Genomic DNA, 19,296 nt, shown 5'->3' on the forward strand with positions numbered 1-19,296 from the left:
TAGCGCCATGCGCACAGGAATGATGCTTGCCGGGATTGGCGCCACCCTGGCGCTGTTGTCTGCATCACCAGCCCAGTCTGCGCCTCTGCCAGTCAGTGCCGGTCAGAATGGTATCTCGGTGCTGGTACAAGGCACGGGCACAGATATTATCCTGATCCCAGGATTTGCCTCGTCCTACGAAGTCTGGGCCGATTTGGCCTCCAGATTACGGCAGAACCACCGTCTGCATCTTGTACAGGTCGCGGGTTTTGCCGGATCGCCTGCTGTAAGCAATCCAGGCGGTCAAGTAGTCGCACCGACGGTCGAGGCCATCGCCGAATACATCCGCAGCCAGCGCATCGAGGCCCCGGTGATCATCGGTCATTCGTTGGGGGGTGAAGTGGCACTGATGCTGGGTGCTCGTCATCCTGATCAAGTAGGGCGCCTGATGATTGTCGATGCGATGCCCTTTTATACCTTGCTGTTTGACTCTTCAGCGACCAGTGAAACGGCGACGCCGCATGCTTCTGCGATGCATGATGCGATGTTGGCGGCAACGCCTGAGCAGGCAGAAGCCATGCAACAGGCCTCTATCGCCCGTCTCGCCAAAACTGAAGCGGTAAGGCCAGGTTTGGTTGCTGCGGGGATGAACTCTGACCGAAAGACGATGGCCGATGCCATGTACGAGCTGATGGTCACGGACCTGCGGCCTGAGCTTGGGCGCATAAAGGTGCCTGTGCAGGTCGTCTACGCCTACGACCCGCTTTATGGCGTAGAGGCGTCCCACATAGATGCAATGTTCCGTGATGCCTATGCCTCGACACCGGACGTCAGCTTCAGGCGAATTGACGATAGTTTTCACTTCATCATGCTGGATCAGCCGGAACTGTTCGCTGATGCCGTCATCACGTTCATCAACCACTGAAGGGCGGCAGGCTTGCCAGGCTGATGATTTGTTGCCGTGCATGCAGGTCACTGGCTGTCGCACTCCAGTAACTGCTTGCTTTGGGGGGGCGCGAAGGGAATCGGCTGTTCATGGCCAGTAGTCATTCGATCTACTCGCTGTATGCGAACACGTGGGGCTACGTTTAGGTTGTAAATACGACAGTCTTCTGCCGATGGTTCCTTAATAGGGTGATCTGCTGTGAGTGAGGGGCTTGAAGACATATTGGCCGAACAGTTGGCGGTGGTTTTTTGCGGAATCAACCCCGGCATGACCGCTGCCGCCCAAGGGCATCACTTTGCGGGCCGAGGCAATCGCTTCTGGCGCACGCTGCATCTGGCCGGGTTCACGCCCGGGCAGGTGCCTGCGCAATGTGATCGGACGATTCTTGAATACCGGTGCGGGTTGACCGCCGTGGTCGAGCGGCCGACGGCCCGCGCCGATCAGTTGTCCAGGCAGGAGTTCAGCGCAGCGGCAGCGGCTTTCGAACAGAAGATCGCTCGTTATGCACCGCGTTATGTAGCGTTCCTCGGCAAGGCGGCTTACTCGGCGTTATCCGGGCAGCGCAACGTGGAGTGGGGGCCTCAGGCCAGAACGTTCGGCAATGCCGCGGTGTGGATCTTGCCCAATCCCAGTGGGCGAAACCTGGCGTTCAGCCTGGAACAATTGGTGGTTGCCTACCAACAGCTCAAACAGGTCGCGATCGGTCCTGCCCCAGCCTTGAACCCACCACCATTCGTCTAGCCCCCGGCACTCTGCCCGCCGCGCTGCCTCTGAATATCAAGCGCGGATATCCCGGGCGTTAGAACGGAGAGCCAGCATGCACATCAACGAAGATGCACCAGGCAACATTTCCCAGCAGCAGCAATCCGCCCGCATCGCAGGCAGCGAAACAGGGCACGATCCGAAGCATGATGAGGATGCAGTACCGCTGCCGCCGGACGACGAGGCGCCTCTGGAGGAGGATATGTCGGACGTGGATGCGGCCGATTCGGTGGCGAGTGAGCATCCGGATAACTAGTGATTGATTCAAGCTTGCGAACCCGGCTGATGCCGGGTTTTTTTTGGATTCAGGATTCACGGTGGGTGCTGGGCGTGATCGGGCAGAACTGAAGAGGGGACTGCTGCGCAGTCCAGCGGGAGCAAGCTCCCTCGCCACAGGGGATGAGGGGTTTTTCGACGAATGACGTGTCTAGATCAAGGGTTTCAGGGCGGTCAGGGTTGTCATCGGGGTTTTAGCGGTCTACCCTGAAAATGTATGAATTGTTACAGACAATTTCGGTGAGACTGTTTTCCAGTCACACGACTTCAGGATGAGGAACGAAAAATGTTTTCGCACGAAAGCACTGCACTAGAGCTGTTAACCCTGGTTTTCGCTGTGACAGGCCTACTCTTGGTAGCCTGGTTTTTTCATCACCAATACGAACTTAGAGCGCGAAAGCGTGTAAAAAAACAACATGCTCTTGATAAGCAGCACTCAGCGCAAAGCCACTGACTGCCCATCACCTGCGCCAGCCTTGCGGCTGGCCTCAGCCCGCCGGTTCGGCCCGGCTGATTCGCTGTTCCTTGACTTCGCGTGTTTCTGCTGGACGCCTAATAATGCGCAGACCTTCAGCAGCTGCGCTGCCTGATCATGCGCGTTCAAGCCTGCGGCCATGGCCGTCAGTTCGACCACCGACCAGCCGATGACAGCGCCGGCATCTTCAAGGTCGTAGAACAGTTCCTGTTGCGCGGTCCTGGGGCCGTCCAGATTGTCGATCAACGTGTCCACCCTCTTGATTTGAGTAATGCATGGGCAAAGAAAAGCCCGCGATGGGGGAGCGGGCTAAAGGGGTGTTCATGTAGGAGCTGGGATAACCATAGAGGCCTGTCTGTGAAAGCTTTGTGAAATGCAAATGGCGGAGAAATAAAAGTGTATTCCCCGATCCACCGCCAGCTGTACGGGGCGATTAGCCGTGCAAGCCTCTACTGTCACAGGCACATCAACTCCGCCTGGATGCCGCGTCATGTTCATGTCCGCCAGTCTCTTGTCTGCCTTTGCTTTGTTCGCCTTCGTGTCTTCGATCACGCCTGGGCCCAACAACACCATGTTGCTGGCCTCCGGGGTGAACTTCGGCTTTCGTCGTTCCATTCCCCATGCGTTGGGGGTCAGCATCGGTTTCATGCTGCTGGTGATTTGTGTGGGGTTGGGCTTGGGTGAGGTGTTCAAGCTGTTTCCATGGGCCTACACGCTGTTGCGCTACGTCGGCGCTGCGTACCTGCTGTACCTGGCGTGGAAGATTGCCAACGCCGGCGGCATGGCCGACAGCGATGACGAGCAGGGCAAGCCAATGACCTTTCTTGCCGCGGCGGCCTTCCAGTGGGTCAATCCCAAGGCGTGGATCATGGCGCTGGGCGCGATCACCACCTACACGCCGGCCGAGGGTTACGTGACCAATGTGCTGGTGATTGCGTTGCTGTTTGCCGTGGTCAACTTGCCGAGTGTATGCGTGTGGGTCGGCTGCGGCAGCGGTTTGCGCAGCGTATTGCGCGAGCCGCGCTGGTTGCGGGCGTTCAATTGGACCATGGCGGGCTTACTGGTGCTGTCGTTGTATCCGATGCTCGTTGTGGGATAACCGCCCCATCAGACCGGCGAGATGGTTGCGAGCAAGCCGATGCCGATGGTCAACACCAGAAAACCGAACAGGAAAATAGCCATCTTGGTCATAAGGCCTCCGAAGGGAAGGGGACGACAGGAGTGTCGGGATGGCGCCATTGTCCGCTTTGGGCGGTTTTCGGTACAGACGCAGATGATGCGTAAAAAACCGTATCAGATTGCGCGGCGGCGGCTAAACCACGGGTTTTCAGGCCCCGCCGGCTTTTAAAGATCAGCCGCATGGGTTGCGACAGTGACCGCGTTTGCCCCTAAGATAGTGCCCCTCGCATTAACAATAAAAGTGGGCCAACCCTCGATGGAAAGACGCCAGTTCAGCGGTGGCATGAAGGGCAAGAACCTGCGCTACCTCAATGACGATCTCCCGCAGCCGGCCGCGGCCACCCGCATCGGCTTCCTGCTGCTCGAACACTTTTCGCTGCCTGCCTTCACCCAGACCCTCGACACCCTGGTCACCGCCAATCTTCTGCGTCCCGAGCTGTTCGCGTCACGCACGTTCGGTTGGGACGAGGGTGAGGTGATCAGCGATCTGGGTCTGGTCATCCGCCCCGATGCCAGCCTTGAACTGGCAGCGTTGCCGACGTTGGACTTGCTGGTGATCTGCGGCGGATTCCGCACCGAGCTCAAGGCCAGTGAAGACTTCATCCACATCTTGCGCGCTGCTGCCGAACAGGGCATCGGGCTTGCCGGCCTGTGGAACGGCTCGTGGTTTCTTGGCCGTGCCGGGTTGCTGCAAGGTTATCGCTGCGCCATCCACCCGGAACATCGCCCGGCGCTGGCGGAAGTGTCCAAGGCCGCCGAAGTGACCAGCGAGCCCTTCGTAATCGACCGCGACCGCCTGACCGCTTCCAGCCCCTCGGGCGCCTTCCATATGGCCCTGGACTGGATCAAGAGCCTGCACGGCAAGGCATTGGTTGAGGGCATCGAAGACATCCTGGCCTTCGAAGAGTCGCGCTACCGGCGTATCAAACCGACCGAAAACGTCTGCGTCAGCGCGCCGCTGCGCGAAGTGGTCAAGTTGATGGACGCCAACCTCGAAGAGCCCCTGGAGCTCGACCAACTCGCCGTCTACGCCGGCCGTTCCCGCCGCCAGCTGGAGCGCTTGTTCAAGGAACAACTGGGCACCACGCCGCAACGCTATTACATGGAGTTGCGCGTGACTGAAGCGCGGCGCCTGTTGCAGCACACCGAGCTGTCCCAGGTGGACGTGCTGGTGGCGTGCGGGTTCGTGTCGCCGAGTCATTTCAGCAAGTGTTACAGCGCGTATTTCGGATATCGCCCCTCCAGGGAGAAGCGGTTGGTCAAGTAGCATGGGCGCTGCAACGTTTTTTTAAGGGAATGCCATGAACATCACGCTTTTGGATCGTTATCGCGGCAGTTTGCTTGGATTGGCCTGTGGCGATGCTGTAGGGACCACCGTTGAGTTCATGCCTCGCGGGACCTTTTTGCCCGTCACCGATATGGTGGGCGGCGGGCCGTTCAGCCTCAGGCCCGGCCAATGGACAGACGACACCTCCATGGCGCTATGCCTGGCGGAAAGTTTGCTGCGCAAGGGCGGTTTCGATGCGGCCGATCAAATGGGGCGTTATCTGAACTGGTGGAAGTGGGGCTACCTCAGCTCGACCGGTGAATGTTTCGATATAGGCATGACCGTTCGGGAAGCGCTGGCGTCATTTGAGAGCAATGGCGACGCCTTCGCCGGGTCTACGGACCCGTATTCGGCTGGTAATGGTTCGATGATGCGACTCGCGCCCGTGGTGCTTTTTTACTTTCCAGACGCGGAAAAGATCCGCCAGTTCAGTGCGCTCAGTTCGCGTACCACTCACGCAGCCCAGGAAGCGATCGAGTGCTGCCAGTTGCTGGCCGAAGCCATTCGCAATGCCTTGCGCGGTGTGGCGAAAGATGAAGTGTTGCGCCTGGCAGACGCTGGGTTGTCAGCACCAAAAGTCAGGGAGATTGCTCGGGGGAATTATCGCGAGAAGGCAAAGACAGACATCGTGGGGTCGGGTTATGCGGTTGCCTCTTTAGAAGCGGCTTTCTGGTGCTTCGACACCACTTCCAGTTTTGCCGAGGCGGTACTCGCAGCGGCAAACCTGGGAGATGATGCCGATACAACCGCCGCCATCGTGGGGCAGTTGGCCGGCGCGTATTACGGCGTCCATGCTATCCCCATCGGTTGGCTGGACACGCTATACCTACGCGACGATATCGAAGAGACCGCCGATGGGTTATTTGCTGCCGCCTCGAAGCAATCATCTTAAGACGGTGGGAATGGTGCGGTTCTATCAGAACCGCCCCAGTCGATACGCCTCCAACCCAGCTACCGCCTCACCGCTGGCCAACTGAGCGACCTTTTCCGCCGTCACCGCCGCCTGGGTCAGTCCCAGATGCTGGTGACCAAACGCGAGCAACACCTTGCCGTCGCACACCCGATCAATGATCGGCAACGAGTCGGGCAGCGACGGGCGGAAACCCATCCAAGGTGTGGCGTCGTCGGCATTCAGCGGCTGGCGGAACAGTCCGCTGCTCAACCGGTGCAACTGCCACGCTCGCTGCATGTTCGGCGGGCGTTTCAGGCCGGCGAATTCGACGGTGCCGGCCAGGCGCAGGCCGTCGTTCATGGGGGTCATGATGAATTTGCGCTCCAGCGAGGTGACCGCGAAGGGCAGGCGCTGGTGTTCGTGGGGCAGCATCAGGTGGTAGCCGCGCTCGGTGTCCAGCGGCACGTGCTTGCCGGTGAGTGCGGTGGTCAGGGCCGCGGAGTGGGCGCCGCAGGCGATCAGGACCTGGCGTGCGCTCGCGGTGCCTTGATCCGTCGTCAATACCACACCGTTGTCGTCCACCCGTGCGTTCAGGACGCGCTGCTGCAGGAATTCCACACCCAGGGCCTTGGCGGCTTCAACCAACTCGCCCACCACGGTGTAGGGGTCAAGAAAATGCCCGGTACCCGGAAAAAACAAACCGCCTTGTATCGCCTCGCTCAATTGCGGCGCCGCGGTGTGCACCGCTTGCGCCGACCAGAACGCCACCGGCACGCCTTGCTGCATCATGCGTTGCTGCAAGGCGTCCAGGGCGGCGCGGGATTCGGCGCGCTCGAACACCAGCAGCGAGCCGTCCTCGCGTAACAGCTGGGGTCGCCCGATGGACTGCAACAGCCGCTGCCACGCGCCAAGGCTGGCTTCGTTCAAGGCGCGGATGCCAGCGACGGTGCGCTGGTAGCGCGCCGGCCGCAGGTTCAGCAGCAGGCGCATGAACCAGGGCAGGGCGCGGGGCAGGTAGGCCCAGTCCAGGCGCAGCGGGCCCATCGGGTCCAGGAGCATGGCCGGCAGGCGTTTGAGGATCGACAGGTCGACGATGGGAAACACCTGCTCGGTCGCCAGGTGCCCGGCGTTGCCATAGGAGGCGCCCATGCCGGGCGCCTGCGCGTCGATCACCCGCACCTGCCGACCTTGTCGGGCCAGTTGCAGCGCACAAGTAACGCCGATGATGCCGGCGCCGACCACGACGATATCCGCTGAAGGGGGCTTGGCCATCGTCTAGGCCTCTCTGCTGCCGTCGAGCAAGCGGCGCAACCGCAAGGGGTTGGCGTGCTGCACGGCGGTGGGCAGCAATGCGTCCGGGAAGTCCTGGTAGCACACCGGCCGCAGGAAGCGCAGGATCGCCGCCGTCCCCACCGAGGTGCTGCGCGCGTCCGAGGTGGCCGGGAACGGCCCGCCATGCACCATGGCATCGCACACTTCCACGCCGGTTGGCCAGCCGTTGACCAGCAGGCGCCCGGCCTTGCGTTCCAGCACCGGCAACAACGCCTTCGCCTGCGGCAGGTCAGCTTCATCCAGGTGCAGGGTGGCGGTGAGTTGGCCCTCCAGGTGTTCAGATACCTGGCGCAGTTGTTCGGCATCGCTGCATTGCACCACCAGCGAGGCCGCGCCGAAGACTTCGGCTTGCACCTGTGAATTACTCAGGAAGGTCTCGGCCGAGGTCACGAACAGATGAGGCTGGCCCTGGTTCGGGCCGCTCGCCGGTAGGCCTTTTGCGGCGACCCGTGCATGGCTGGCCAGGCTACGTGCGCCGCTTTCGTAGGCGTTGAAGATACCGGGAGTGAGCATGGTCTGGGCCGGGCAGCGCTGGAGCGCGGCGCTGGCGGTGCTGATGAAACGATCCAGGGCGGGGCCTTGCACGGCGATCACCAGGCCGGGGTTGGTGCAGAACTGGCCGGCGCCCTGGGTCAGTGAGGCGACAAAACCTTCGGCCAATGCATCGCCGCGTGCGTGCAGCGCGTTGGGGAACAGATAGACCGGATTGATCGAGCTCATTTCCGCGTACACCGGAATCGGCTCGGGGCGCGCCTGGGCCGCCTGGGTCAACGCCACACCGCCACGGCGCGAACCGGTAAAGCCCACCGCTTTGACACGTGGGTCGGTCACCAGCGCGATACCCACTTCATGGCCAGCATCGTAGAGCAGCGAGAACACACCGTCCGGCAAGCCACAATGTTGCACCGCCTGGGCAACGGCGCGGCCCACCAGCTCACTGGTGCCGGGATGGGCCGGATGGGCCTTGACGATCACCGGGCAACCGGCGGCGAGTGCCGAGGCGGTGTCGCCGCCGGCCACGGAGAAGGCCAGGGGAAAGTTGCTGGCGCCAAACACTGCTACCGGGCCCAGGGCAATATGGCGTTGGCGCAGGTCGGCACGGGGCAGGGGCTGGCGCTGGGGTTGGGCGGTGTCGACCCGTACATCCAGCCATTCGCCCAGGCGTACGGTGCGTGCAAAGCTGCGTAACTGCCCGCAGGTGCGGCCGCGTTCGCCCTGGATACGCGCACTGGGCAGGCCGGTTTCGGCGACCGCGCGTTCGATCAGCGCATCGCCGAGGGCTTCGATGTTGTCTGCGATGGTCTCCAGAAACGTGGCGCGGGCGGCCAGGGAGGTTTCGCGGTAAGTGTCGAACGCGGCCCAGGCCAGTGCGCAGGCCTGCGCGACCTGCTGGCGGTCGCCGCCGGCATAGGCGGGTTCCAGCGGCGTGTTGGTGGCCGGGTTGATGGCCCGGATCGTCTCGCGAGTGCCGCAAAGGGAGTGCTGACCGATCAGCATGTTGCCCGTCAGAGTCATGGAGTCATCCTGGAAAACACAAAGAGTAAGTAGCTTTTTGTGGCGAGCAAGCTTGCTTGCGCCGGGGCGTGCAGCGCACCCCAATAAAGCCTGCGGCCGCTACACAACCAGCGGGAGCAAGCGCCCTCGCCACAGCGATCAGTCGACGTTCTGCTCAGCCGACCAATTGGCGTACCACTGGCGGAACAGCGCGTACTGCTGCTCGGCATAGCGGCGCTGAGCGTCGCTGAGTACATCGGTTTCGTTAAAATGCAGCGCATAACCCTGGTCGCCATTGAGTACCATCAAGTGCTTGTAATACAGCACCAGGTCGCAGCCTTCATCGAAGGACGACAGCACCGCCAGCGCCGCTTCCAGCTCGCGCGCCTGGCGACGGGCCTTGGCGTCGCCACTGGCGGCTTTTTTGCTCAAGGCCACCAGTTGCAGCACTTCCCGCGGCAGCGCGTTGCCGATGCCGGTGATGGCGCCGGTGGCGTTGCAATTGACGAAGCCGTGCACCACTTGGGTGTCGACACCAACCATCAGGGTCACATCATCGTCCTGGGAGGTGATGTTTTCCGCCGCGTAGCGCAGGTCGGCGCCGCCGCCGAATTCCTTGAAACCGATCAGGTTCGGGTGCTCGCGGCGCAGTTCGAAGAACAGCTCGGCGCGGGTGGCGAAACCGTAGTACGGGCTGTTGTAGATCACCGCCGGCAGGTTGGGCGCCGCGTTGAGGATCGCCGCAAAGTGGGCCTTTTGTGCGGTGGCGGAGGCGCTACGGGACAGCACGCGCGGAATCACCATCAAGCCCTGCGCGCCGACCTTGGCCGCATGCGCGGCGTGGGCAACGGCCTCGCGGCTGTTGACCGCGCCGGTGCCGACGATGGTTGGCACACCGGCGGCCACCAGGCGCGCCACGCCTTCCTGGCGCTCGGCTTCGGTGAGCAGCGGCCAGTCGCCCATGGAGCCGCAATACACCACGGCGCTCATGCCGATATCGATCAGCTCGCGACCCTTGGCCACCAGGCCATCGAAGTCCGGTTTGCGCGCCGGGGTGCACGGCGTCATCAGGGCGGGCATGCAGCCGGTGAAAATGTTGTCGCTCATGGTGCTGACTCCTTGGTACTTGAGTATGAGAAGGGGCTCAGATGCCCCAGGCAAAAGGGTCCTGCTCGTCGATCAGCAAGGTGCTGTCGGCGGTCATGTGGGCGCGGCCGGTGATGAAGGGGCGCACGCGTTCGCTGTCCCATTCATAGCGGGCCTGGAATTGGCTGCCGGTGATGCTGGCCTGTATCCAAAGCTCGCCGGGGCTGAGGGTGCCGTCGGCGGCCAGGCAGGCAAGCTTGGCACTGGTGCCGGTGCCGCAGGGGGAGCGGTCATAGGCCTTGCCGGGGCACATCACGAAGTTGCGGCTGTCGGCATCGGCGTCATCGGCGAACAGTTCGATGTGGTCGATCAGTGCGCCGTCTGCGCCATGGATACCCTGGGCTTCAAGGGCCTTGAGCATGGCCCAGGTGTAGTCGGTGAGGGCGTCCACGTTGCTCATCTGCAACGCCTGGCCGTGGTCGGAGACCAGGAAGAACCAGTTGCCGCCCCAGGCGATATCACCCGCCACCCGGCCATGGCCGGGCACGTCCACGCTGACTTGTCGGCGATAGCGATAGGCCGGGACGTTGCGCAGCGTCACCGCGCCGTCGTCGTGCAGCGTGGCCGCCACCGGGCCTACCGGTGTGTCGACGGTGTGCACGCCAGGCTCGATAAGCCCCAGGTAATGCAACGAGGCGACCAGGCCGATGGTGCCGTGGCCGCACATGCCGAGGTAGCCGGCGTTGTTGAAGAAAATCACGCCACAGGTCGCGCCGGGAGTGACCGGCGCGCAGTACAGCGCGCCCACCAGTACATCGTTGCCACGCGGTTCCAAGAGGCAGGCGCGGCGCCATTGGTCATGGTGGTTGCGCAGATCCTCAAGTTGATCAGCGATCGTGGCGCCCGCCAGCGCGGGGAAGCCGTTCATGATCAGGCGGGTGGGTTCGCCGCCGGTGTGGGAGTCAATGACGTGCAGGCGTTTCATGCAAGGCTCCATCAGTGAGTGGCCGCAGAGAGCGGGGTGCTGTAGCGCTCGTCGCTGACGGCTTCGCTTTCATCGTCTTCGCTTTCCAGGCGCACCAGGTGGGCCGGTACGCCGGTGGCGGCGCCCCAGTAGTAAATGCCCAGGGCGCAGACCGCCACGGCGACGGTGTCGAACGGATGGCTGATCAGGCCGATGCCGCCAAAACTGCCGAGTTTGGAGAGCAGAATGGTCAGCGCGTAGAAGCCGATCAGCCAGGCCGACGAGCGCACTTGTTGCTTGAGATTCAGGTGGGCGGTGGGCACCCAGCGTGCGCACAGCAGGTACACCACGAACATCAGGATTTGCAGACCGAGCAACCAGGACACCGTGCTCCAGCCCGACCAGTACACAATCAGCGCGGCGATGATGAACGACAGCGGGCCGAGTACCGCCATGCCCTTGACCCGGAACGGGCGCGCCAGCTGCGGTGCATTGCGGCGCAGCGCGGCGACCGTTACCGGGGCCACGGCGTAACTCAGGATCAGCGCGGCCGAGACCACGTTGATCAGCGCTTCCCAGGACGGGAACGGCAGGGTCCAGAACACCGACAGGCCAAACGTCAGCCACAATGCCGGGCGTGGAATGCCGGACTTTTCATCGATGCGGGTGAAAATCTTGAAGAAAGTGCCGGTCTGCGCCCAGCCATACACCACGCGCGGGGTGGCATTCATGTAGATGTTGCCGCAGCCGCTGGGGGAGATCACCGCATCGGCCACCACCAGGTAGGCCAGCCAGCCCACGCCGAGTGCCAGGGCGATATCGCGATAGGGCAGCGCCAGTTCCTTGCTGATCCCGGCCCAGCCATTGGCGAGCATCTCGGTGGGCACGCCGCCCAGGAACGCGGTTTGCAACAGCACGTAGATTGCCGTCGACAGCAGCACCGAAAGGATCAACGCAATCGGGATGGTGCGTTGCGGGTTCTTTACTTCACTGGCCACCGAAATGATCGGCGTCAGGCCCAGGTAGGCGAAGATCACCCCGCCGGCCGACACCGCCATCTCGATGCCCGACAGCCCGAACGGCGCAAAACCATGCAGCTGGAAATTCGCCGGCTTGAAAAAGGTGAACAGCACGCCGATCACCAGCAATGGCACGATGAACTTGAACACGCTCACCAGGTTATTGGCGATGGCGAAGGTCTTCACGCTGCGGTAGTTGAGGATGAAGAACAGGCACAGCAGGGCAAACTGCACCAGCCAGCCCAGGGTGGTCGGGTCGCTGGAGCCGGCCTTGGTCAGCTCGGGAAACCACGCCGCGGCGTATTGGCGCGAGGCGACCACTTCAATCGCCACCAGGCTGGAAAACGCGATCAGCGTGATAAAGCCCATCAGGTAGCCCAGCAGCGGGCCGTGGGAATACACCGGGTAACGCACCACGCCACCGGCGCGGGGCAGGGCGGCGCCGAGTTCGCAGTAGACAATGCCCAGCAACAGCACCGCGAACCCGCCGATCAGCCAGGAAATAATCCCGCCGGGACCGGCGATGGCAGAGACATGGCTGGCGGCGAACAACCAACCCGAACCGAAGATGGCCCCCAGCCCGATAAAGGTGAGGTCCATCAGTGACAGCTGTTTCTTGAACTTGCCTTGGCCTGACATAGCGGCGCCTTCTTGTGAGTTATTGGATAGGCATGCAGTGGCGTTATCGTGAACCCGATGGGCGGGCGGCGATTGATGTTTTGCGGTGGGATGGATGACGAATTCAGCACAATGGCCGGCGCTCGACAGCGTCGCGGGCATGGGGCAATCTGCGTGGCGTCAGGGGCTGAAGCGGGCGATGAAGGTCATGGTGCAGCAGGTGTTTGCGAGTCTTTTCCAGGGCAGTCGCCCCCACAGCATCGAGCAATTGCTGACCGGCGCGGTGCAGCTGTTGCCGCTGCTGGACGTGATCCCCAACGCGGCGATTTTCATCAAGGACATCGACGCCCGCTACGTGCTCGCCAACCGCACCCTGGTGCAGCGCTGCGGCCTGCGGCAACTGCAACCGCTGCTGGGCAAGACCAGCGCCGAGGTGTTCCCCGCGCAACTGGGGCCAGGCTATACCGAGCAGGACCGACGGGTGCTGCAGGAGGGTCTGGTGCTGGAAGACCAGCTTGAGCTGCACCTCTACGGCAGCCGCGAACCGGGCTGGTGCCTGACGCACAAATGGCCGCTGTATAACGAGAGTGGCACTATCATCGGCCTGGCCGGCATTTCGGTCGACCTGCAATCGGCCAGCGAAACCCATCCTGCCTACCAGCGCCTGGCAGCGGTGGACGAGCATATCCGCACCCACTTCAACCGCCGCGTCACCCTCGGTGAGCTGACGCGCATCGCCGGCATTTCCGTGGCGCAGCTGGAGCGTTACTGCAAGCGCGTGTTCCACCTCACGCCCCGCCAAATGATCCAGAAGGTACGGCTGGAGCATGCCCATCGATTGCTGCACAGCGAACTGCCGATCACCGAGGTGGCGTTGCAGTGCGGGTACACCGACCACAGCGCGTTCACCCGACAGTTCAAGGCGTCGACAGGGTTCACGCCCAGGCAGTACCGGCAGGCGACGCAAGGCTTGATATAGCTGCTATCCAATGTGGGAGCAACTGTCTTATTGGATTCAATTCAGAAGTCATTTTCATAGGCAGCAAAGCTCCCACAGCTTAGGCCGTGCAATGCTGAAGGAAATTGCTGCTACCGAGCTAATCGGTGCGCTCTTTCCATTCAGTGCGGTCACGCAGCATCGCGTTCAGACGTACCAACAAAACGCGCATACAGGCGATCAACGCGACTTTGGCGCATTTCCCTTTATCACGTAGCGCCTTATATCGAGTCCCGAATTCTGGCTGGTCACGGATAACCACCCAACAGGCCATGTAAAGTGAGCGACGGGCTGAAAACCTTCCGCCACTAATATGGCGTGCACCTTTATGCCTTCCGCTGTCGTTGTTGTACGGAGCGAGGCCCGCTAGTGCCGCGATAGGGCGCCCTCCAATCTCTCCCAGCTCAGGCAGGTAAGCCATAAGACTGGTGGCAGTAACCAGCCCGATTCCTTTGACTGAACACAGTCGAGCCACCTTTTCGCTATCTAACTCGTTCGCACTTTGACGAATCAGTTGATCTATCGCCTCCACTGCCACGGTCAAATAGTCGATATGGTTCTGTAATGCAGGCTTTACCGCATCGCAGGAAGCTGTTTTCAGGCGTCGTCTGTCGTCATCTCTTTGCTGAACAAAATGCTCCCGCTGCTGGACCAACGCGCGCAGCTTATCGTGCTCCGGGCTTGTAACTCGGGCGCTTGGCGAGTCTAGAACAGCTGCATAGTGCGCAAGAGACTTTGCGTCTATCGGGTCGGTTTTGGCTTGTTTGCCCATCGCCCTGGAAAAACTCTTGGCTCGGTGCGGATTGATGCAGATGACATCAAGGCCCGCAGCCTGAAGCGCCTTCATGACTTTGCGCTCATAACCGCCAGTAGCCTCCAATACCACGCGACCAACCTGGTGAAGCAATAGCCACCCAATCAACCCAGGGAAATCTTCTTCGGCGTTAGCGCAATTTACCCCAACGTCAACCTGATTAACTCGAGCCTCAAGGCTGTCCTTGGAAACATCAATACCTGCTGGATAGGAAAACATAGCCAAATCCTCTTACACTTAATGTGAGAGCGCTCTGGCTTGGCCCACGCTTGTAACTGTTCGAGGTGGGCTCGTTCAACTGTTCGGGCTCATGTCCAGAGCGGAGAGGTGAGTAGCAGCGTGGGCTCCCACACGTGCTTTAAGCACTCGGGGCATTCAGCTTGCTACTCACCGCTCTCACCCTCAGTCTAATCCTGGCTCAAGACACAAGGGGGCTTGCCCCCGATGACGGTAGCTCAGTCGATATCATCATTGACTGACCCACCGCTATCGGGGGCAAGCCCCCTCCCACATTGAATACCTGCAAGGTTTGAGATCAGGCCAGGTCGACCAGCACGATCTCGCTGTCTTCAATCGCGGTCACCCGCAGCACCTGCTCATCGGCAACCGCCACACCGTCTCGCGCTTGCGCACGCAAACCATTGACTTCAATCACGCCCGTTGCGGGCACCAGGTACGCACGGCGCCCACTGTCGAGGCGGTATTCGGCACTTTCGCCTGCCTTCAGATTGGCCGCCACCAGGCGCGCGTCGGCCCGAATACGCAGGCTTTGCGCATCGCCGGCCTTACCGCTGGCCAGGGTCACGAAACCTTCGCGCTCACCCTGTGGAAACGGTTTGGCGCCCCAGGAGGGCGGCAACCCGGCCTCATTGGGGATGATCCAGATCTGAAAGATCTTGGTAGGCGTGGCTTCCAGGTTGTATTCGCTGTGGGCGATGCCGGTGCCGGCGCTCATTACTTGCACATCACCGGCCTCGGTACGGCCCTTGTTGCCAAGGTTGTCGGCGTGACTGATCGCGCCTTCACGCACGTAGGTGATGATTTCCATGTCGCGGTGCGCGTGCTGCGGGAAGCCGCTGCCCGGCGCAATGATGTCGTCGTTCCACACCCGCAGGTTGCCCCAGTGCATGCGCTCGGGATCATGGTATTCGGCGAATGAAAAATGGTGATGGGCATCGAGCCAGCCATGGTGGGCGCCGCCCAGAGTGTTGAAAGGTCGAAGTTCAAGCATGATCGTCTCCTGTTGATAGCCCTATGATCCAGCAGCGCATGATCGATAAAAAGCGTAAAAAATGCCTGATTCCTATCTGTTTATTCGATGATAAATAAGGGCATTAACATTCACTTCATCGCCTAACTGCATGACATCAAAGCATTTGGCTGGAACTGAGCGGCGATTCCGGCGACCATGGCGCACCGTTAAAACCAAGCTCATCGCAGGAGTCCGCGTGCCGCACCCACAGCCTGATCTGCCCCCTGAACTGCGCCCTCTGGCTGAAATGCCGTTGTTGAAGCGGCTCGCTGCGCGCCTGTTCGGCCACGGCCTCACGCGTTTGCGCGCGCAGCACCGGTTCTCCTGGCTGCATGGCCAGGCCGACGGTTTTCGCAGCGGGCATGAAGCCGGGGTGGAGTACGGTTACCGCGAAGGCAAGGCAGAGGGGTTGGAGGAAGGCCGGCAGGTCCTGCTGATTCGCGATTTTCGCAGCGATGAACACCGTGCTCCCGGCATTGATGACAGCCTGTTCGACGATTGGCGACTGCCGCTCACCCCTGAAATCAAAAAGCGCATGAAGGCCGACGTTGCACGTTTATTGCCTGCCCACGCCCAGCCCAGCGCCGCGCAGTGGAAGATGATCTTCAGCGACACGCCGTCCACCTCGGTAATTGCCGGTGCAGGCGCGGGCAAGTCCACCTCGCTGGTGCTGCGTATCCTGCTGCTGACTCACTACCTGGGCTTTGAGCTGAGTTCGATGACGGTGGTGACCTTCACCCGTGAGTCGCGCAAAGACTTCATCAATAAGCTCATGAACATCCTCACCCTGTGGGGCCAACCCCTCGACCAGAAAGAAGCCCAGGCGGTGGTGCGCACCTTTCACTCGCGCATCCTGCCGATGGTGCGCAGCCTGCCGGGCTTTGAGCGGCTGCAGGCGTTCGAGAACCTCAGTGCCGGGTTCGAAGACGCCGACAGCAACCCGTTCGACCTGCGCATCAACGACGCCCAGCGCCAACAGATGAACGCCTGCTATCACCGTTTGCATGGCCGCCATGCGCGGTTTCGCGAGCTGATCGCACCGCTGGCGCGTCACGGGCTGCAGCTCAAGGAACTGGAGCGCGATCATCCGGATGTGCAGAAACGCGCAGCGGTAACGGAGCTGGCGGCCAAACGCGATGAAGAACTCTGTGATGTCATCGAGGATCTGTGGTTTCGTGCCGGCGCCTGGCCTATCCAGGGGATCGAGCCGAACCGGCAGCGGGTCGAGATCAACGGCGCGCAGTTCCACTGCCATGGCTATATCCCTGAGCTGGATGCGTGGGTAGTGCTGGGCTTTGATCCGCGGGAAAACGCCCAGATCAACCGACCGAATTCGAAGTTGTCAGTGCGCGCAGAATGGGCGGTGAAGCGCACCCTGTTTCAAGCTTTCTGTCGTAAGCCTTTGATATGGTTGGATGGTTACGAATCTTCAAGAAGATTGTTAAGTAGCCTGGCAGGCGACGCCACGGCAGGGCCTGGGTTCGATTACAAGGTCAAGGGTGAGCTGGCTTCGGCGCCGCTGCTGGACAGCTTTGTCATGGCCGCTGGCTTTATCGAGAACCTTGGGTTGGATGTGCCCACCGCGGTAGGCGGGATGAGTTTCCCCAAGGACGATCCTGACCGCTTGTTCTTTGAAGCCCTGGGTATTTTCTGGAAAGCCCTGGAAGACCACTTGCTTGATCAGTCGCCACCGATCATGACCTACAACCGCATGTTCTCGTTATTTGGCGAAAATACCCCGGAGAACCTCAAGCTGCTCAGCGATCCGCTGCTGCGGCCGATGTCACACCTGATGATCGACGAGTTCCAGGACGTTTCACCGCAGATCGTCTCGTGGATTCGCGCCAGCCTGCGGGAAATCCGCAGTCGCGGCCCGGCCATGCACGTCGGGCGTGGGGCCCAGCGTTCGTCATTGCTGTGCGTGGGGGACGACTGGCAGTCGATCTACGGCTGGCGCGGCAGCTCGCCCCAGTACTTCATGGAATTCAACAAGGAGTTCCCATCGCCGAGCACCACCCGCGTGATGCTGGGTGAGAATTACCGCAGCCACCAACACATCATCGACGCGGCCGAGCACATCGTGCGCAGTGCACCGGCCATCCCCGGCAAGAAGGCGAAGGCCTGCGGCGAACCCAAGCCATTGGTGCCCGTGATAGTGCGCGAACGCGACGACGCCGCACTGGCCCGGCAGTTACTCGAACGCTACCAGCAGGGCGATACGGTGCTAATGCTGTATCGAAAAAGCAGCGATAAGTTATTGATACACGAGCATATTCAGGCTGTAGTTAATCTGGATTCTAGCTTGCCGCCCCAGGCGCGAAGGCTCAAACAGCTGACCTACCACAGCGCCAAGGGCCTGCAGGCCGATTCCGTCTTTCTACTGGGTGACTGCCAGCACCTCACCAGCTCGCCCTACAAGAACCAGGTCTACCGCCTGGCGGGCCTGGGCAAGGAAGGCGACAGCGAGGCGTACGACAACGCACAAAAAGACGAAGTGCTGCGTCTGGCCTACGTCGGTATCACCCGAGCGGCAAGCCACTGTTACTGGTATGTGGAAAAGCCCGAAGGCCAGGCGGTGAATGTGCTAAGGGCGTCGGAGCGGGTGGACGGCAGGAAAGCGTTTTTCGACGATCAGCGCGGTTAATGTGGGAGGGGGCTTGTTCTGGTCAAGTTTTTCCGGACACCGGTTACGGTGATCAAGCCGCCTCCTGCTCCATGGCTATTGGCGACAGGTAGTTGTTGTAGCTGTGGAGCCTGATTCGGTTGTATCGCATGAAAAAGCGGGTCATATCCTGCTTGGCTTCTTCAACTGTCGTATAGCCTTTGGTGGGCACCCACTCTGATTTGAGCGTCCCGAAGAAACGCTCTGTTGGCGCGTTGTCCCAGCACTGCCCCCTGCGGCTCATGCTTTGCGTTATTCCATGCTCCAGCAGCTCGGACTGAAAGAGCTGGCTGGTGTATTGGCAGCCTTGATCTGAATGAAACATCAAGCCTGCATGTTTGCCTCGAACCTCCACCGCCATTCTCAGCGCCCTGCTAACCAGGTTGGCGTCATTGATCAGAGAAAACGCCCAGCCAACGATTCGGCGGGCGAACAGATCAATCACCGCTGCCAAGTGATACCAGCGTTTCCCAACCATCAGGCTGGTAACGTCGCCGCACCAGACCTGATTAATTGCGGTTGGCTCGAAGTTACGCTCGAGCAGGTTCTTGGCCACAAATGCTTCGACGCCTCTAGAGCGATACTGATGGCGGCGACGCTGTTTGCTGGCCAGATTTGCCTCCGCCATGAGCTTTGCAACTAAATACCTTCCCGCCTTGATCTGTTGGGCCTTCAGGCGCTGAGAGATCATCCGTGCGCCTGCACTTTCCCGGCTTTCGACATGCAATTGCACGACTTTTGCTCTAAGCGCGTCACGCTCGGCATTCGGTGCTGAGCGACGCTTAATCCAGTCATAAAACGCGCTGCGAGAAACGCCTAGCGCACTGCAAAGCAGGCTGGTCGGATATGAACTCGACTCCCTCAGTTCCTCGATCAGGAAAAACGATCGGGATCCGACATCAAGAGAGCCGTAGCCTTTTTTAAGATTTCAGCCTCAGTCTCCAGGCGCTTGATCTTGGCTCGTAGCTGTTGAAGCTCTCGCTGTTCGTCGCTGATAGCCTTGGTACCTGCCACTGGCTGCCCTTTGTGACGTTCTTTACGAACCTGATCAACCCAGCGGCGCAGAGCCGTAGGGCCAACGTCCATCGATGCGCAGACGTCGGGAACTGAGCAGTTATCATCAAGAACCATGCTTGCAGCACGTTGCTTGAACTCGTGGGTATAGGTCTTTCGCTGTTGCATTCGGAACCTCCTGATTGGGCGAATCATATCGCCCTTAAGA

At 60.9% G+C, this 19,296-nt stretch carries 18 protein-coding genes; 8 read left to right on the forward strand and 10 right to left on the reverse strand.

Annotated elements, in window-relative coordinates:
• The first annotated feature begins 7 nt into the window (after positions 1-7).
• From SC318_RS12610 to SC318_RS12620, 3 genes are all read left to right on the forward strand, one after another.
• On the forward strand, positions 8-904 hold the full coding sequence (locus tag SC318_RS12610; RefSeq protein ID WP_320431065.1) for an alpha/beta fold hydrolase: 897 nt from the start codon (positions 8-10) through the stop codon (positions 902-904).
• Between the two features lie 219 nt (positions 905-1,123).
• Entirely contained in the window at positions 1,124-1,666 is a 543-nt protein-coding gene (mug, locus tag SC318_RS12615) for a G/U mismatch-specific DNA glycosylase (protein ID WP_320431066.1), read from the forward strand.
• A gap of 76 nt (positions 1,667-1,742) precedes the next feature.
• Entirely contained in the window at positions 1,743-1,943 is a 201-nt protein-coding gene (locus SC318_RS12620; RefSeq protein ID WP_320431067.1) for a hypothetical protein, read from the forward strand.
• Positions 1,944-2,399: 456 nt separating this feature from the next.
• Here the strand turns inward: SC318_RS12620 and SC318_RS12625 are convergent, their stop codons facing one another.
• Entirely contained in the window at positions 2,400-2,684 is a 285-nt protein-coding gene (locus SC318_RS12625; RefSeq protein ID WP_413817627.1) for a hypothetical protein, read from the reverse strand.
• A gap of 244 nt (positions 2,685-2,928) precedes the next feature.
• Between SC318_RS12625 and SC318_RS12630 the strand changes: the two genes are divergently transcribed.
• The 3 genes from SC318_RS12630 (at position 2,929) to SC318_RS12640 (ending at position 5,836) form a co-directional block, all read left to right on the forward strand.
• Positions 2,929-3,537 carry a LysE family translocator gene (locus tag SC318_RS12630; protein ID WP_320431069.1) on the forward strand — a complete coding sequence of 203 codons (609 nt, stop codon included), beginning with the start codon at positions 2,929-2,931 and terminating at the stop codon, positions 3,535-3,537.
• 363 nt (positions 3,538-3,900) lie between these two features.
• Positions 3,901-4,884 carry a transcriptional regulator SouR gene (locus SC318_RS12635; protein WP_320431228.1) on the forward strand — a complete coding sequence of 328 codons (984 nt, stop codon included), beginning with the start codon at positions 3,901-3,903 and terminating at the stop codon, positions 4,882-4,884.
• A gap of 34 nt (positions 4,885-4,918) precedes the next feature.
• Positions 4,919-5,836 carry an ADP-ribosylglycohydrolase family protein gene (locus tag SC318_RS12640; RefSeq protein ID WP_320431070.1) on the forward strand — a complete coding sequence of 306 codons (918 nt, stop codon included), beginning with the start codon at positions 4,919-4,921 and terminating at the stop codon, positions 5,834-5,836.
• Positions 5,837-5,860: 24 nt separating this feature from the next.
• Here the strand turns inward: SC318_RS12640 and SC318_RS12645 are convergent, their stop codons facing one another.
• The 5 genes from SC318_RS12645 to SC318_RS12665 form a co-directional block, all read right to left on the reverse strand.
• Positions 5,861-7,108: an NAD(P)/FAD-dependent oxidoreductase gene (locus SC318_RS12645; RefSeq protein ID WP_320431071.1), complete on the reverse strand. Its 1,248-nt coding sequence runs from the start codon at positions 7,106-7,108 to the stop codon at positions 5,861-5,863.
• A gap of 3 nt (positions 7,109-7,111) precedes the next feature.
• The gene (locus SC318_RS12650; protein ID WP_320431072.1) at positions 7,112-8,683 is read right to left on the reverse strand and encodes an aldehyde dehydrogenase (NADP(+)); all 1,572 of its coding nucleotides are present in this window, start codon (positions 8,681-8,683) and stop codon (positions 7,112-7,114) included.
• A 138-nt stretch (positions 8,684-8,821) separates the two neighbouring features.
• Positions 8,822-9,769, reverse strand: a complete 948-nt coding sequence (locus SC318_RS12655; protein ID WP_320431073.1) for a dihydrodipicolinate synthase family protein — start codon at positions 9,767-9,769, stop codon at positions 8,822-8,824.
• A 37-nt stretch (positions 9,770-9,806) separates the two neighbouring features.
• Entirely contained in the window at positions 9,807-10,733 is a 927-nt protein-coding gene (locus SC318_RS12660) for a 4-hydroxyproline epimerase (RefSeq protein ID WP_320431074.1), read from the reverse strand.
• Between the two features lie 11 nt (positions 10,734-10,744).
• Positions 10,745-12,370 (reverse strand): APC family permease, encoded by a 1,626-nt coding sequence (locus SC318_RS12665; RefSeq protein ID WP_320431075.1) that lies wholly within the window; start codon positions 12,368-12,370, stop codon positions 10,745-10,747.
• A 187-nt stretch (positions 12,371-12,557) separates the two neighbouring features.
• Between SC318_RS12665 and SC318_RS12670 the strand changes: the two genes are divergently transcribed.
• Positions 12,558-13,328, forward strand: coding sequence for an AraC family transcriptional regulator (locus tag SC318_RS12670; RefSeq protein ID WP_320431229.1), 771 nt, complete (start codon positions 12,558-12,560; stop codon positions 13,326-13,328).
• Between the two features lie 118 nt (positions 13,329-13,446).
• Here SC318_RS12670 and SC318_RS12675 read toward each other — a convergent pair whose 3' ends face one another.
• Positions 13,447-14,379, reverse strand: coding sequence for an IS110 family transposase (locus tag SC318_RS12675; protein ID WP_320427579.1), 933 nt, complete (start codon positions 14,377-14,379; stop codon positions 13,447-13,449).
• A 316-nt stretch (positions 14,380-14,695) separates the two neighbouring features.
• Positions 14,696-15,391, reverse strand: coding sequence for a pirin family protein (locus SC318_RS12680; RefSeq protein ID WP_320431076.1), 696 nt, complete (start codon positions 15,389-15,391; stop codon positions 14,696-14,698).
• A gap of 217 nt (positions 15,392-15,608) precedes the next feature.
• On the opposite strand from SC318_RS12680, the gene SC318_RS12685 reads away from it, so the two are divergent.
• Positions 15,609-18,056, forward strand: a complete 2,448-nt coding sequence (locus tag SC318_RS12685; protein WP_320431077.1) for a UvrD-helicase domain-containing protein — start codon at positions 15,609-15,611, stop codon at positions 18,054-18,056.
• A 52-nt stretch (positions 18,057-18,108) separates the two neighbouring features.
• Here the strand turns inward: SC318_RS12685 and SC318_RS12690 are convergent, their stop codons facing one another.
• Together SC318_RS12690 and SC318_RS12695 are read right to left on the reverse strand one after the other, a co-directional pair.
• Positions 18,109-18,951 carry an IS3 family transposase gene (locus SC318_RS12690; RefSeq protein WP_320431230.1) on the reverse strand — a complete coding sequence of 281 codons (843 nt, stop codon included), beginning with the start codon at positions 18,949-18,951 and terminating at the stop codon, positions 18,109-18,111.
• Entirely contained in the window at positions 18,948-19,256 is a 309-nt protein-coding gene (locus SC318_RS12695) for a transposase (protein WP_320427350.1), read from the reverse strand. The genes SC318_RS12690 and SC318_RS12695 overlap by 4 nt, the downstream gene beginning before the upstream one ends.
• Between the last annotated feature and the right edge of the window lie 40 nt (positions 19,257-19,296).

It is taken from the genome of Pseudomonas sp. MUP55 (assembly GCF_034043515.1).
GTDB lineage: Bacteria > Pseudomonadota > Gammaproteobacteria > Pseudomonadales > Pseudomonadaceae > Aquipseudomonas.